The organism is Paraburkholderia elongata, from assembly GCF_013177735.1.
Taxonomy (GTDB): Bacteria; Pseudomonadota; Gammaproteobacteria; order Burkholderiales; family Burkholderiaceae; genus Paraburkholderia; species Paraburkholderia elongata.
In genome coordinates this window covers 1-14,738 of record NZ_WOEZ01000016.1, presented here as the reverse complement: position 1 = coordinate 14,738, position 14,738 = coordinate 1, and the positions used below count along the sequence as shown (strand labels likewise).

Sequence of the window (14,738 nt, the reverse complement as noted above, 5' to 3'; positions counted from 1 at the left end):
GCAGCGCCGCCGCGAGTGCACGGTCGGCGTCGTCGAGCGTCACCGCATGCTCCGGCAGATGCAACCACGGCCCGCGTCTGACAATCTCGCCGCGCGCCGCCGCATCGTCGACTAGCGCGCGCCACAATGCATCGTCGACGAGAGGCGCTGCGATCCGCCGTAAGCGCGATACATCCGGGCCGAGTTCATCCGGCGAGCGTTCGTGGTACTGCTTTAGTGCGGTAGTCACCCGCGCATTCAATGCCCGCCATGACGCATCGGCGATCAACAACGCGTCATTACCGCCGGGGAGTTGCACAACGCACGTGTCAGGTGGCAACACGAGCACGGCCGCCTGCATACCCGTCAGTCGTTCCAGCAACGAGCGGGACAACCCAAACGGAGCCCTTGCCAGAAGCGAATCCAGCGCCCCGGTGTCGAGCATGATCTGAATCGCATCCAGCCACGCGAGCCGCTCGGGTGAGCGACGCTTGCGCGAAGGCGCAAACGGATCGAGCACATGACCACCGCCAACCGTGCGATTAGCCTGGGCATTGCGCACGACAAAGCGGTCGCCAGGAAGCGCACACACCGGCCGTTCGAACACGAACTGCACGCGCGCCCGCTGACCTGCGTCGAGCGTTTCGCCATCGAGCAACGCGACATGCGCAACCTGATGCTGCGTGCCCAGATGTACATGCAGCGGCGCCCAATGCTCAAGCGTCAACGGTGCATCGGCGAGTAGCGTCAGCATGACGTCGATGCGTTCCGACGCTTGCGACAGCCGCGGATCGACGATCCAGTCGCCGCGATCGATTGCGCTCTTCTCGATGCCCGCCAGATTCAATGCACAGCGCTCACCTGCCCTTCCAGTCTCGGCCGGACGATTCTGCGCATGAATGCTACGTACGCGCACCGGCTGATTTTTCGGCGCAAGCAGCATCGTGTCACGCGCCGCGACGCGTCCCGACACCACGGTCCCGGTCACGATCGTGCCTTGACCGGCGAGCGTGAAGACCCGGTCGACCGCGAGACGAAACAGACCGTCGTCGCGCCTCATGCGCCACGCTACTGCCGCTGCCTGCAAATGCGCCTTCAGCGCGGCCACGCCAAAGTCATCTTCACGCGTCGCGCAGGTGTCGAACACGGGCGCGTCCTGCAGCACGCTGCCGCTCAGAAACGCTGTAACCTCGTCATGCACCTGCTGCAGCCGCTCAGCATCAACGCGATCTATCTTGGTCAGCGCTATCGCGCCGCGCTTGATGCCGAGCAGTTCCACAATCGCCAGATGTTCGCGCGTTTGCGGCATGACGCCATCATCGGCGGCGATCACGAGCAGCGCGAAATCGATTCCGCTGGCGCCCGCGGCCATCGTATGGACGAGCTTTTCGTGGCCCGGCACATCGATCAGACCGAGCACGTCGCCGTTCTCGAGCGGCACGTACGCATAGCCCAGTTCGATCGAAATGCCGCGCGCCTTTTCTTCCTTGAGACGATCCGTGTCGACGCCCGACAACGCTCTCACCAGACTCGTCTTGCCGTGGTCGATATGCCCGGCCGTACCTACGATCATGCCTGCATGTCCTTCAGTTGCTCGATCAACTGCGCTTCATCGGCGGCTTCGAGACAGCGCAGGTCGAGACGCAATGCATCGTCGGCGATACGGCCGATGACCGGCCGCGCCATCTCGCGCAAGCGCTTCTCGAGCGCGAGCAATTGACGGCCGCCGCGCTTGCCGTCGGCGGTCCTGACGACGAGGCCGTAGCTCGGCAGCACATCGACAGGCAATGCGCCGCTGCCGATCTGACTGAACATGGGCTCGGCCGTGACAACGTAGCGATCGCCGGCCACACGCTGCAACGCAGGCTGCACCCGCTCCGCGGTGAGCCGGATGTCGTCGCTCGGGCGCGTGAGCAAACGCAGCGTGGTCAGCCGCTCAGCGAGTTTTTCCGGCGCGCGATACATCTGCAGCACGGGCTCCAATGCCGCGAGCGTCAGTTTGCCGACCCGCAGCGCACGCTTGAGGGGATGCTTCTTGATCTTTGCGATCAGATCACGCCGGCCGACAATCAACCCCGCCTGCGGGCCGCCAAGCAGTTTGTCGCCGCTGAATGTGACGAGGTCGGCACCGGCTTCGATGGTTTCACGCACCGTCGTCTCACGCGGCAAGCCCCATTGCGTCAGATCGACCAGCGTGCCGCTGCCGAGGTCCACCGCAACGGCAAGGCCGCGCGCGTGGGCGAGCGGCGCGATGGCGTCGACCCCGACCTCTTTGGTGAATCCGCTGATCGCGTAATTGCTCGTGTGGACTTTCATCAGCAGCGCGGTTTGCGGACCGATGGCTTCGTCCTAGTCCTTCAGATGCGTGCAGTTGGTGGTGCCGACTTCGCGCAGCCTGGCGCCCGCGCGGCTCATGATGTCGGGAATGCGAAACGCGCCGCCGATTTCGACCAGCTCGCCCCGCGACACGATCACTTCTTTCTTCGACGCCAACGCGGACAACGTGAGCAACACTGCTGCGGCATTGTTGTTGACCACGGTCGCCGCTTCGGCCCCGGTCAGTTCGCAGATGAGTTCGTCGATCAGATCGTCGCGGTCACCGCGCTTGCCGGTGCCGAGATCGAACTCGAGGTTGGCCGGCTGCGTGAGCGCTTTCATGACGGCTTGCACTGCTTCGTCGGGCAGCAATGCGCGGCCGAGATTGGTATGCAGCACGGTGCCGGTCAGATTGAAGACGCTGCGCAAACGGGCCGCGTTGCGTCGGCGCAGCGTGGCCTCAACGGGGATCTGCAGTTGCGCGATATCGAGTGCGCTCACCGACGCATCGCCGGACTGCGCGCTGGCGCGCCAGGTGTCGAGTGCGTGACGCAGGGCGCCCAACACCTGCGTACGGCCGAACTCCGTCAGCAACGCCGCAAACTCGGCAGAGGCCATCACCTTTTCCACCGACGGCACGCGCGCCATCAGCGCCCGCAATTCAGAGCCGGTTACATCGCTCACGAAGCAATCCTCTTTCTCAGTCGGATTCGCCGGAAGAATCATCAGCCGCAGGATCGGCCTGTTCCGGCCAGAGCCACGGATGCGGCGACGCGCGCCGGTAACCTTCCGCTCCCATCAGCAGGTCCAGTGTGAGACTGGCGAGATCGTCCGCGAACGGTTCGAAATCGTAGTCCTTCGACTGAATGCCGATCTTCCGGTAAGTATGGCATTCGTCGCACGACTCCGCCTTCAAGGATGCATTCTTCGAATCGGCTTCTCGCGTGGCCTCATCGGCGTCCTGCGAGCCGACTGCGTGATAGGCAATGCCTTTGGTCGAATCGCAGTTAGAGCATTTCGCGCGGACCATGTGCCACTCCGTCGCACACAGGCCGCATTGCAGGTAACGGTAATTGTCATACGCACCGCCCACGCGCACCATGCTTGCCACCGGATGCGATCCGCAAACCGGACACAGGCCGAGCGTCTCGATGTACGGCACGTCGCGCTTGTCGATGTCGGCGGCGAGGTCGGTCCATACGACTTGCAGCGCGGCCATGATGAACGGCGCGCTCGCCGGATCGACTTCCTCGAAGCGCTGCGCGAAGATCGCGTCGGCCTGGGCTTCGAGCGTGACTTTATCGAGTATTCGCAGTCTGGCGAGGAGCGCTTCGAGCGGCGGTGTGAGTGGACCGGCAGCTTGCACCTTGTCGAGCAATTGAAGCAAAACGTCGTGCCACGCCGGATCGCGCACGCCGGAGAGCGCCGGAATCAGCGGCATGGAATGCTGCTGCGCACTCGCGATCAACTCGGCGCTGGGCGGCTTCGCCTTGAAGCCGGTGATCACGGCTTGCTGCGCGTCCGCCAGCACGGCCATCAGACGCAAATAGCCGGCGATCGGATTGCTGAGCGCCGCCAATTGACACAGCCGCGCGGCGCGCGCCGAAAAGACCGCCAGTCGTTCCGGTGTACGGATACGGGGAATCGCCGTGTGATCGAGCGATTCGATATCACCGGCCTCAAGAATGCGTTGAACCAAAGTATCAACCTCTGAAAACTGAAGAACCACCGCCGTTCATCGAACAAAGGCGGCGGCTCGGAGCGCGTGCACGGCAAGTTGCGCCGCGCTTTTCACCTATCCTTTACGGACCCTACTTGCCGATGACTTCCTTGAACCAGTTCGGATGATGCTTTCTCGCCCAGCCGTAGGTCACGGTCCCGCGCGTCATCGCGCCGATCGAGCCCTTGATCCACAGCGCCGCATAAATATGCACGACGATGCCGACGATCAGCACGAAAGCAGCAGCCGCATGCACCAATGCCGATACCCGGACTATCTCAATCGGGAAATAGAAGGAAAAATAGCGCCGCCAGATCACGACGCCGCTCACGAGCAACAGCGGTAAGCAGATCACCATCGTGAAAAATAGCAGTTTTTGACCGGCGTTGTACTTTCCGATCGCGGGGAGCTTTTCCTCGCGATTGTTGAGCACGTCGGCAATGTGCATCATCCACTGGATGTCGGCCCTGTCCAGAAAGTTGTGGTGCCAGAAGCGCAGCGCGAGGATCAGGAACGACAGGAACATCACGCAGCCGACAAACGGATGCAGAATTCGCGTCCATTGCCCGCCGCCGAAGATCGCGTACAGCCACGACATCGCCGGATGAAACATGGCGAGGCCGGACAGCGCCAGCAAAACGAACGTGATGGCGGTGATCCAGTGATTCGTCCGTTCATTCGGCGTGTAGCGCTGGATCAGGCTGTTGCCCTTCACGTCTTTCAGCACAACGTGCTCATGATTTTCAGCGTGCTTCATCGGATGCCTCCCGCGAACGGCGTGCTTCATTAGCTTCGTGCTGCGCTTCGGCTTCTTCCGCCTCCGTCACCTCGTTCGGACCGACACGGGTGTAGTGGAAGAACCCTGCCACCGCAGCAAACGCGATACCTGCCAGCGCCAGCGGCTTGGCGAGCCCTTTCCAGAGCGAAACCATCGCGCTGATCTTCGGATTCTGCGGCAAGCCGTGGTACAGATTGGCTTTGTCGGCGTGATGGAGCACGTACATCACGTGCGTGCCGCCCACGCCGGCAGGATCGTACAGACCGGCGCTCTGGAAGCCTCGTTCCTTCAAATCTTCGACGCGATCCGCCGCTTGCTGCTTCATGTCCTCCTTGGTGCCGAACATGATCGCGCCAGTCGGACAGGTCTTCACGCACGCCGGTTCCTGACCGACAGCCACACGGTCCGAACACAGCGTGCACTTGTACGCGCGGTTGTCCTTCTTCGAAATGCGCGGCACGTTGAACGGGCAACCGGTGATGCAATAGCCACAGCCGATGCAGTTTTCCTCGTGAAAATCCACGATGCCGTTCGTGTACTGCACGATCGCGCCCGGCGAAGGACACGCCTTCAGGCAGCCCGGATCCTCGCAGTGCATGCAGCCGTCCTTGCGGATCAGCCACTCGAGATCGCCCTCGGTATTCTCGTACTCCGAGAACCGCATGACAGTCCACGAATGCTCCGACAGATCGCGCGGGTTGTCGTAGATTCCCGCGTTCGTGCCAACCTCATCACGTAGGTCATTCCACTCCATACACGCTGTCTGGCATGCCTTGCAACCGATACACTTACTAACATCAATAAGTTTGGCGACTGTGCCAGTCACAGGCTCTCGGATCGACGTAGGTGTTACTGTCGTTGCCGAGAGTCGTTTGACATCAAGAGATTGAAACGCCATAAAGCCTCCTATGCCTTTTCCACACGTACGAGGAAAGACTTGAACTCAGGCGTCTGGGTATTACCGTCACCAACTGATGGAGTAAGCGTATTTGCAATAAATCCAGGTCTAGTAACGCCTTTGAATGCCCAATGTATGGGAATGCCTACGGTCTGAACTTTCCTTCCATCAATCATCAACGGTTTGATCCGCTTCGTAACGACCGCCACTGCAACAATGAAACCGCGCTTCGACGATACTTTGACCCGTTGCCCCGCGACCACACCGATTTCCCGAGCTAGATCCTCGCTGATCTCAACGAACTGCTCGGGCTGCACAATTGCGTTCAAACGAGCATGAGTTGTCCAGGAATGGAAATGCTCCGTTAGCCGATATGTCGTCGCTGCGTGCGGAAACTTGTCCGCCTTCCCGAAATTTTTAAAGTCTCCTGGAAACACGCGTGCGATTGGGTTATTCGTTGCAATTGGATGACCAGGGTGCAGTGGGTTATAGCCAATCGGAGTCTCGAACGGCTCATAGTGTTCGGGGAACGGACCTTCATTCATCGCACCACGCGCAAAAAACCGAGCCACGCCTTCCGGATTCATAATGAACGGCCCCATTCCCAGCGACGGCGCTTCGTCGACCTTATAGTCTGGAACGTCTGCTCCGCCCCAACTGCTCCCATTCCACGAAATTATCTCCCTTGTAGGATCAAAAGGCTTTCCGCTTGTGTCGCAGGACGCGCGATTGTAGAGAATCCGCCTGTTTGCCGGCCACGCCCACGCCCAGTTAGGTGTGTTGCCGATGCCGGTCGGATCGGAGTTGTCTCGCCGCGCCATCTGGTTGCCTGCCTCAGTCCACGCACCACAAAAAATCCAGCAACCGCTCGAGGTAGAGCCATCATCGCGCAACTGCGCAAACCCAGAAAGTTGTTGGCCGGCGCCGACAACCGTCTTGCTAGCATCTTTAGGGTCTTTGATCGCCACCAGCGCACGACCATTGTATTCCCGAGCCACTTCGTCTGGACGCGGACTTTCGGGGTCATCGTACCGCCAGTCAAGCTTAACGATAGGGTCTGGGTACACGCCTCCGTCTGACTCATACATCTTTCGCATTCGCAGAAAGATCGCCGACATAATTTCAAGGTCGCTGCGCGCTTCACCAGGCGGCTCGGCTCCCTTCCAGTGCCATTGAAGAACCCGCGAGGAGCTAACTACCGACCCGTGCTCTTCAGCAAAACAGTTGGTCGGAAGACGAAACACTTCAGTTTGGATAGAAGCCGTGTCTGCATTGTTGTACTCCCCATAGTTCTTCCAGAACTCAGAAGTGTCTGTGGCAAGAGGATCCATGACGACAAGCCACTTCAGTTTCGCAAGGCCCTCGTGAACCTTTGCCTTGTTCGGCGCAGATGCGATGACATTGAACCCCTGACAGATGTAGCCGTTCATCTTGCCTTCGACCATCAGTTCAATGGCCTGAAGCAAATCATATGATTTGTCAAGCTTCGGCAGATAGTCATAGCCCCAATTGTTCTCGGGACGGGCAGCATCACCCCACCATGCCTTCATGAGGCTAACAAAAAAGGCACGATAATTCTGGTAGTAACTCAACTGGTTAGGCCGAAGTGGCTTGAGCGCACGATGCTCGATGTACTGCTCATAATCTTGCTCAACCTCCATCGGAAGCGTCATGTAGCCTGGAAGCATGTTGCTCAGCAAGCCGAGATCGGTAAGACCTTGAATGTTTGAATGTCCACGGAGGGCGTTAACGCCGCCGCCAGACATCCCGATATTGCCCAGTAAAAGTTGCACCATCGCCCCTGCGCGAATGATCTGCGCACCAACCGAATGATGCGTCCAGCCTAAAGCGTAGAGCATCGTTGTCGTGCGGTTTTTTACGGCCGTCCCAGCAAGTACCTCACAGACATGGAGAAACTTCTCGCGGGATGTTCCGCAAATTTTTTCGACCATCTCAGGCGTATAGCGGGCGTAATGGTTCTTGAGCAAACGGTAGACGCATCTCGGGTGGCCGAGCGACGGGTCGGTCTTTACATAACCGTCGCTGCCTCGCTCGTACTCCCAGGTCGTTTTGTCGTAGATCCGCTTGTCTTCATCATAGCCAGAATACAAACCGTCCTTGAACGCAAAATCTTCGCGCACGATAAAACTGAAATCCGTGTAATTTAGGACATACTCGTGCTGAATTTTGTCGTTGGTTAGTAAGTAGTTGATCACGCCACCGAGGAACGCGATATCGGTCCCGGTGCGAATCGGTGCATAGTAATCAGCTACTGATGCGGTACGAGTGAATCGTGGGTCAACCACGATCAAGCGCGCTTTCCGGTGTGCTTTCGCCTCGGTTACCCATTTAAAACCGCATGGATGCGCCTCGGCTGCATTGCCGCCCATCACCAGAATCACATCCGCATTCTTGATGTCGACCCAATGGTTCGTCATCGCTCCACGGCCAAACGTCGGGGCAAGACCTGCCACCGTCGGACCATGTCAGACACGCGCCTGGTTATCGAAGGTCAACATCCCAAAGCTACGAACGATCTTTTGGGTAAGGTACCCAACCTCGTTGCTAGCAGCGGACGCAGCCAGCATCCCTGTCGTTACCCAACGATTAACCTTTTTACCATCGTGTGTGTTCTCAATGAAATTTGCATCGCGATCTTCTTTCATCAGCTTCGCGATCCGATTGAATGCATCGTCCCACGAAATGCGTTGCCACTTGTCCGATCCAGGTGCTCTATATTCGGGATACTTCAAGCGGCTCTCGCTATGAACGAAGTCCAGCAAGCTTGCTCCCTTCGGGCACAGCGTCCCCCGATTCACCGGATGGTCAGGGTCACCCTCAATGTGGATGATGCTCCCCTTCGCATTCTTAGCACCATCGCCCAAGCTATACATGAGCACACCGCACCCGACAGAGCAGTATGTACATGTATTACGCGTTTCTACGGTTCTAGACAGCTTGTATTGACGCACTTCGGCAAGAGCAGTCGCAGGTGAAAAACCCACAAGTGCCAAGCTCGAGCCTGCAAGGCTCGCTGCGGATATCTTAAGAAACTGTCGGCGTGTGACATTAGCCATAGGGGAAACCTTGATTCATAATTAGGCAGATCCGACTTGTCATTTGGGCAAACGGGATATGACGCAATCCGTGGTGCGAATCCTATTCATGGCAAAGAATTGAACGAAGAGCCTTGCAACTCGCCCAGCCTGGATTTTGATATGCGGGATAACGCCGCGCAGCGTTTAGAAACACAGCATCGCCAACGCGCGTCACGCACACCCGTGTTCATCTGTGTGATCGATTACAGCGTTCACTACCGCGTTGCACTGATAAGCCGGGCCAATCCGAACACGCATCTTCACCGGTTCACCTTGACCGTCGCTTCGCCATCAACGAGCTCTCCAATGACGGCCGCATCAGCGAAGCCATCGCCATGGAATAGCGAGACAACGTGATCTACTACACTCGGCTTACACGCTACGAGCAAGCCGCCAGACGTTTGAGGATCTGTGAGAAGATCTCGAGCGAAGCTGGGTAAATCATCAGCGAGCGTTACATCCGCTCCGTAAGATTTCCAGTTACGACCAGACGCACCCGTCACCACACCCCCTTCCGCCAGTTCGATAACACCTAGTATCCATCGCAAATTGGAGTACGCAAGCCTTGCCTCCAACCGAGCACCTCGGCATATTTCCAGCAGATGACCTAGAACACCGAATCCCGTAACATCCGTCATCGCATGCACGCCATCCACTGAGCCCAGAACAGTACCGGTTCGGTTTAACTGTGTCGTTACGTCGAGCATTGCCTTGTAACCCTGATCACTCAGACATCTTTTTTTCAAAGCGGCAGATAGGACACCCACTCCGAGAGGTTTGCCAAGCACAAGAACATCACCGGCACGAGCACAACTGTTTTTGACAATCCGCCGCGGATTTACCAGCCCAATCGCAGCTAGTCCATAGATCGGTTCCACTGAGTCGATCGAGTGTCCACCCGCAACGGGAATGCCGGCGCTCGCGCATACGGACTCCCCTCCTTCAAGAATTGAAGCTATCGTGTGTGGAGCGAGCTTATTGATCGGCATGCCAGTGATGGCCAGCGCCAACAGTGGCCGACCGCCCATTGCATAAACATCTGATAGCGCGTTCGTCGCAGCGATGCGCCCGAACTCAAACGGGTCATCGACTATGGGCATGAAGAAATCGGTCGTGGCGACAATCGCCTGCGTATCATTGATCCTGTAAACAGCTGCGTCATCGGACGTCTCCGTACCTACCAGGAGGTCTGGAAACTCGCAGAAGACCTCCGATCGACTCAGTAATTTTCGAAGCAGTTCTGGTGCTATCTTGCAACCACAGCCGCCTCCGTGTGCAAGTTCGGTTAAACGTGTATCGGAAGTAGTAGCAAGAGAACTGGAGTGCATAAATAGTGAATCCGGATAGCCAACGGAAGTTATACGGCTCGCGAAATTGGCCCATGAGGTGGATCGCACGAACGATTGGTTCCATCTAACACTGCACCCTATCGAAGAGGCGATGCTCCGTCCTCATGGTCGCTCACGGCAGAGTGGATTTTGGTCGCTTCAGAATTGTCTCGTTAGTGCAGCCCCAAACACAGGAGCAGATGGCGAATTAATCCGGGCAGCAGTTTCAAAGCAATCAACGTAGCCAACGGTTGAATTCAAAGTCCTCTCAACTCCTCAATAGCAAATCGAAGAGTACGCTGCCTCAACGCAACAGAAGGATCGACCGGATCCTATCAATCGAGCACCACGCGCTCTTCGGAGCAGCGGAACAGCGGCCTGCACCAATCGCCCGCGCGCAAGAATCTTCTATCCCTTGAGTTGTGCCTGTAACTGTACGATGCTGGGTGTAACAATTGGAATGAACATCGCTTCCCGCCGCCGGCGCGCAACTCCGGTAGCAGCTCCTCTGACATAAGCTCGCGCGCCAGTGGCCTGGAGATCGAGTCGAGTAGCGCTATCGACAACGTCAGCAAGTCTGATTCGAATCCTGAAAAGGCCTTGAGGTTCTAGCGCGAATTTTCCGTCCGAAATTCCATCAAATAGCTGCTGAGTAAGGTCCTTCAGTTCACCATCCAGCGCGAATGCATCGTTTCCCAGCGTGGCTTCGACGTGGGGCGACGCATGTGCGACAGCGCGCAGGCATCGGCGGGCCAAACCGATCGACAGTCCGCACTGGAGACCGAGGAATGCCGGTCTGACTTTTGCCAAGAATTTGGCCGCGTCAGTTGAAATCATTGACGATTCGTCAACAACGGCCCCATTGAACTCCAATGCTGCAGTATTGCTGGCCTGTAGGCCGATCAGATCAACCCTTTCGGCACGAATAAGCGCAGCGTCGCCACCGCGCACCGCGTAAATCGCAGGCTCCTCCCCCTCCACGCGCGCAGCAGCAATCGCAACAACGAATTCCGCCATCCGGATATTCGTAGCCCAAGGAAGCCTTCCCTGGAGAGCAAAATACCTCATCCCATCCCGTTCGCCATGTTCTGAGGCCGTAACCTGCAGGGGCTCCATCCTTGTGAGGAATCGCATTGCGTTCGAAAGTCCAACCGCCCCAGCCACCTCGCCTCTATATAGTCGGCCCAGCAGTTCCGAGCGTAGCCTATGACTTGTTCCATTCACTAGGCATTCGATGAATGCCCTCTGACTCCAAAAGACGAAGGCAGCAGTCATTGAGTACTCTGCTAGTGAGGCAACGACCTCAATTGCATCACAAATCGATCCGTCGGCCGGAGCTACTCCCACCCGCAGCAAACCCGTTTTCCCCAAGCGAGGCAAAATCTCATCCGCACAATCATCTGACGTGTCGAGATTCTCGGCCTGCTCCTCCAACCACCGAACCAGGTCCGGTTCCTGAACCGCTAACCAGTGGTCCCGGTATGGAGTGTGTAGTCGATTGTGGCGATACTCATCAAGAAGCGATGTACCTGACCGATGTTCCATATATTCAATTCTTGGAATACCCAAATTGGCATTGACCGAAGTCGATCTATAAATCTATCAACTTTATGCTACCAGGCGCACATAGAGGTAAGCAGATTACTGTCTCACACTGTTCACTCTGCGACGCGATACTGCCGTATCTTGGAGCCTCTCCGGATGCTCATCCGCTATTTCCAATTCCGCTTTCAACACTTCCTCCGCTTCGTGGACTAGATCCAGGATTTTCCACGCGTACCCGACAAGAATCTCACCAGTACGGGTTAACCGCACCGAGTTCTCTGACCTTGATCGCTCAAGCAAACGCTCGCCAACCATCTCCTCAAGCTTCCGAATCTGATGACTGACGGAAGGCTGCGTCCGATGCAAACAGTTGGCCGCCCTCGTAAAGCTGCCCTCTCGGGCCACACAGACCAAGGCACGCAGTGATCCAAAGTCGAGCATTGACATTAACGTGCCTCGTCCGTTAAATAGCAGTATCTAATCACAATTCACTTGTCCCGGCGATCAGCAGTTGACGCTTCTTTCGGCGATGCAGCTATTTGCCGACTTGGTCCATCCCACGGGCAAGAGGTGCGAGCGCCTGACCCAAGACCTCGCTGCGTCCGCCTCTACAGACCGCTCTTCATGCTGAACCGCCGAGACCCCCGGTCCTTCGGGGCGGGGAGGACGTCATATGGCCGACCACCATGTGGGTGCGTTTTCTTGAGATCCTTTCAGACGACCTTGTATCGATTGTCAAAGGACCTGAGTAATTCCTCCCGCCTTAATCGCGTCGCGCAGACTCATGCTCCATCCTGGGTCGTTGCAGAAACGATCACCAAGCAGTTTCGATCTGCTTGCATCCCTCTCTCGTCATCTGCTGCTTGTTTCGTACATGGCACACGTTATGATGTAGTCCAAGTGACTGAGATTGTTCACATGCATCGAGGGGCTTGCGTGCACAAGATGAATGTTATCTCGGTGAAGGTATCGACCTGTACCTAAAGCCCCTCTTGTCAGCGATATCTGCAGATATTCGCGTCTCCGCCCACTAGCAGGGCGATATTGCTAAGAATGGAACAGGAGTGGCGATTGTCGCTGACACAGGCCTTGGAGCTATTAGGGTAGCCAATTCGCTGCTTGCGCCATGCATCAAATACGACAGTGATGAGGGCTCTTACCGACTCAACATAAACCGGTACACTCAGGTGTACCTAAATATCGTCGCCGAAACATGCAAGAGGCTGGATGACTGGCAACATACAACTAACTTGGGGTTAAGGTGGTTACCGATCACATTGACAAGGTTACGTTATTAAATTTCACCGTACGTGTTGAACTCCATGGCGCGGCGCCAGGATCGTCAAAATACGATGAACTACATGAAGAGATGTCCGCGGAAGGCTTCGTACGCACTATCACGCTTGAGGGAGTTTCATTCGAACTGCCTCCTGCGGAATACAGCCGTGTGTCCGAAGAAACAAAATACGATATTTTGAAGAAGGCAAAAAAGGCAGCCAGAAAGGTTATGGGCATAGACGAAGCGTTTTCCTTATTGGTCACGGCCGCCGAAACGTCACGAGTACATCACAATTTGTCGAGAGCTGATTAGTTGTTGCTTGGCTGACCACGACGGATTTTCCTTGGTCGTAAAGTTGGCTGGCCTCCCCTCCTGCGGCCTCGTAGCATTGTTAATGCTATGAACGCCGCAGGCTTTTTCCTGCCCGTGCGTCACTTAGCCATACTGGATGGGCAGAACAACTTCGCTTTCAACATCGGTCGCCTGCGCTTTTGGTAGGGCTCTTTGAACATGCCAGTGTGACGCTCCTCCAATTGGCACTCGCCACTGCGCTAACGGACGACATCGGGCGAATGTTGCCACAACGGAATCGACTACCCTTCGCCGAACAAGGTCCAATCGCACCGCAGTTGACTTGGCGTCCTGCGACCAACCACCACCCGACAGACAAAAATTTTCTCTCATACAATGACGAAGGTTTCACGCCTTGCGTCGAGGCACCGATACCGGTCCAGACTTTGCTCGGCTTCGATCACCGGAGGAGTGTATGATAGTGAAGGACATCACATACAAGCCAACAATACTTCTACAGATGGCTAGCGAATGGATCGGCGAGCAATTACGGGAAGGCAATGTTTCGCCCGCGGTCGTACAAGCGACTGAAGTATGAATGTGAAAGATCTGCGACGCTATCGGTGGGTGCGAACGTATCGCCGCTACTCCGATTCCGTTCACCTATTCGGTGATAATTCATAGAACGATATTCCTTTATTGCCTGCTGCTTCCATTCGGCCTCGTTTACTCGATCGGCCTCATGGCACCCATCATCGCCACATTCTTTTCCTACATATTCTTTGCGCTGGAAAAGCTCAGAATAGAACTTGAGGATCCGTTTGGCCTTGAGCCCAATGATCTCCCTTTCACCGCGTTGAGAGTGGGCATCGAGGCGACCTTGAGAGAGGCACTTGGTGGGGAGAACATCACATGCCCAATATCGAATGGATGCATACAGACCTAGCCATGAACACGTCATCCGACTCCGGCCGCAGTACGTCCCTGGTGCCCGTATAGTTCATGCACAGGACGCTGCGTCGCACGCTTCAATGCAGCTTGGGCGTCATCAAAGGGCGGTAGATTGCTCAGGTACCTTCCGGTCCGGACCGTTGAGAGGCCTACGGATTTGGGATTGAAGGCCTTGTGCGCCAGCATCACGATAGCGGGCTAGCTTTGGATAGCGTAGGCCTCGAGATAAATGCATACCCAATGCAAGTGTGGGGAAATTTCACCATCCATCGCTGCATTCTAGTTGAAACGATGTGTGCGAATCACACAAATCAGATTACAAAATCACGGAATCCAAGGTTACTATGACGCAGCATCTCGAGAAATATCGACATGCAGCAAATACGATTTTAATCAGCAACAGACAATTTCCGAGATTTTTGAAGGCGAGTCTTACATTCCGCACGTCGAGGACACAATTTGGCGCGAATTTCGTCGCTAGTCTGGCGGGCGAAAAGCGCCTTCAGGGACGCCGAGTAGCCCGAGAAGTTGCCGCTGCAAATCAGTGAGAGGAAC

10 protein-coding genes and 1 pseudogene are annotated in these 14,738 nt (G+C 56.5%); 2 read left to right on the top strand and 9 right to left on the bottom strand.

Features of this window, described 5'->3' with window-relative positions; all coding sequences use genetic code 11:
- The 9 genes and pseudogenes from selB to GNZ13_RS54125 all read right to left on the bottom strand — a co-directional run.
- Positions 1–1,552 (bottom strand): selenocysteine-specific translation elongation factor (gene selB / locus GNZ13_RS02880; protein ID WP_172160318.1); only part of this gene is annotated, 1,552 nt, incomplete at its 3' end.
- A pseudogene (gene selA, locus GNZ13_RS02875) lies at positions 1,549–2,979 on the bottom strand (L-seryl-tRNA(Sec) selenium transferase). The pseudogene selA and the gene selB, both read right to left, overlap by 4 nt.
- Before the next feature lie 16 nt (positions 2,980–2,995).
- Positions 2,996–3,994 carry a formate dehydrogenase accessory protein FdhE gene (fdhE, locus tag GNZ13_RS02870; RefSeq protein ID WP_172160315.1) on the bottom strand — a complete coding sequence of 333 codons (999 nt, stop codon included), beginning with the start codon at positions 3,992–3,994 and terminating at the stop codon, positions 2,996–2,998.
- Positions 3,995–4,106: 112 nt separating this feature from the next.
- Positions 4,107–4,772 carry a formate dehydrogenase subunit gamma gene (locus GNZ13_RS02865; protein ID WP_172160313.1) on the bottom strand — a complete coding sequence of 222 codons (666 nt, stop codon included), beginning with the start codon at positions 4,770–4,772 and terminating at the stop codon, positions 4,107–4,109.
- On the bottom strand, positions 4,759–5,691 hold the full coding sequence (gene fdxH / locus GNZ13_RS02860; RefSeq protein ID WP_172160311.1) for a formate dehydrogenase subunit beta: 933 nt from the start codon (positions 5,689–5,691) through the stop codon (positions 4,759–4,761). Before fdxH ends, GNZ13_RS02865 begins: the two co-directional genes overlap by 14 nt.
- An 8-nt stretch (positions 5,692–5,699) precedes the next feature.
- On the bottom strand, positions 5,700–8,768 hold the full coding sequence (gene fdnG, locus GNZ13_RS02855; RefSeq protein ID WP_172160309.1) for a formate dehydrogenase-N subunit alpha: 3,069 nt from the start codon (positions 8,766–8,768) through the stop codon (positions 5,700–5,702).
- A gap of 281 nt (positions 8,769–9,049) precedes the next feature.
- A complete protein-coding gene (selD, locus tag GNZ13_RS02850) occupies positions 9,050–10,117 on the bottom strand; it encodes a selenide, water dikinase SelD (RefSeq protein ID WP_172160307.1) in 1,068 nt (355 codons plus the stop codon).
- A 408-nt stretch (positions 10,118–10,525) separates the two neighbouring features.
- Positions 10,526–11,134 carry a hypothetical protein gene (locus tag GNZ13_RS51970; protein WP_236001771.1) on the bottom strand — a complete coding sequence of 203 codons (609 nt, stop codon included), beginning with the start codon at positions 11,132–11,134 and terminating at the stop codon, positions 10,526–10,528.
- A gap of 624 nt (positions 11,135–11,758) precedes the next feature.
- Positions 11,759–12,103, bottom strand: a complete 345-nt coding sequence (locus tag GNZ13_RS54125; protein WP_407945599.1) for a LysR family transcriptional regulator — start codon at positions 12,101–12,103, stop codon at positions 11,759–11,761.
- A gap of 820 nt (positions 12,104–12,923) precedes the next feature.
- Between GNZ13_RS54125 and GNZ13_RS02835 the strand changes: the two genes are divergently transcribed.
- Positions 12,924–13,253, top strand: coding sequence for a hypothetical protein (locus GNZ13_RS02835; RefSeq protein WP_172160303.1), 330 nt, complete (start codon positions 12,924–12,926; stop codon positions 13,251–13,253).
- 586 nt (positions 13,254–13,839) lie between these two features.
- Complete coding sequence (locus GNZ13_RS51965) at positions 13,840–14,178, top strand: bestrophin family protein (protein WP_328807163.1); 339 nt, start codon at positions 13,840–13,842, stop codon at positions 14,176–14,178.
- Positions 14,179–14,738 lie beyond the last annotated feature (560 nt).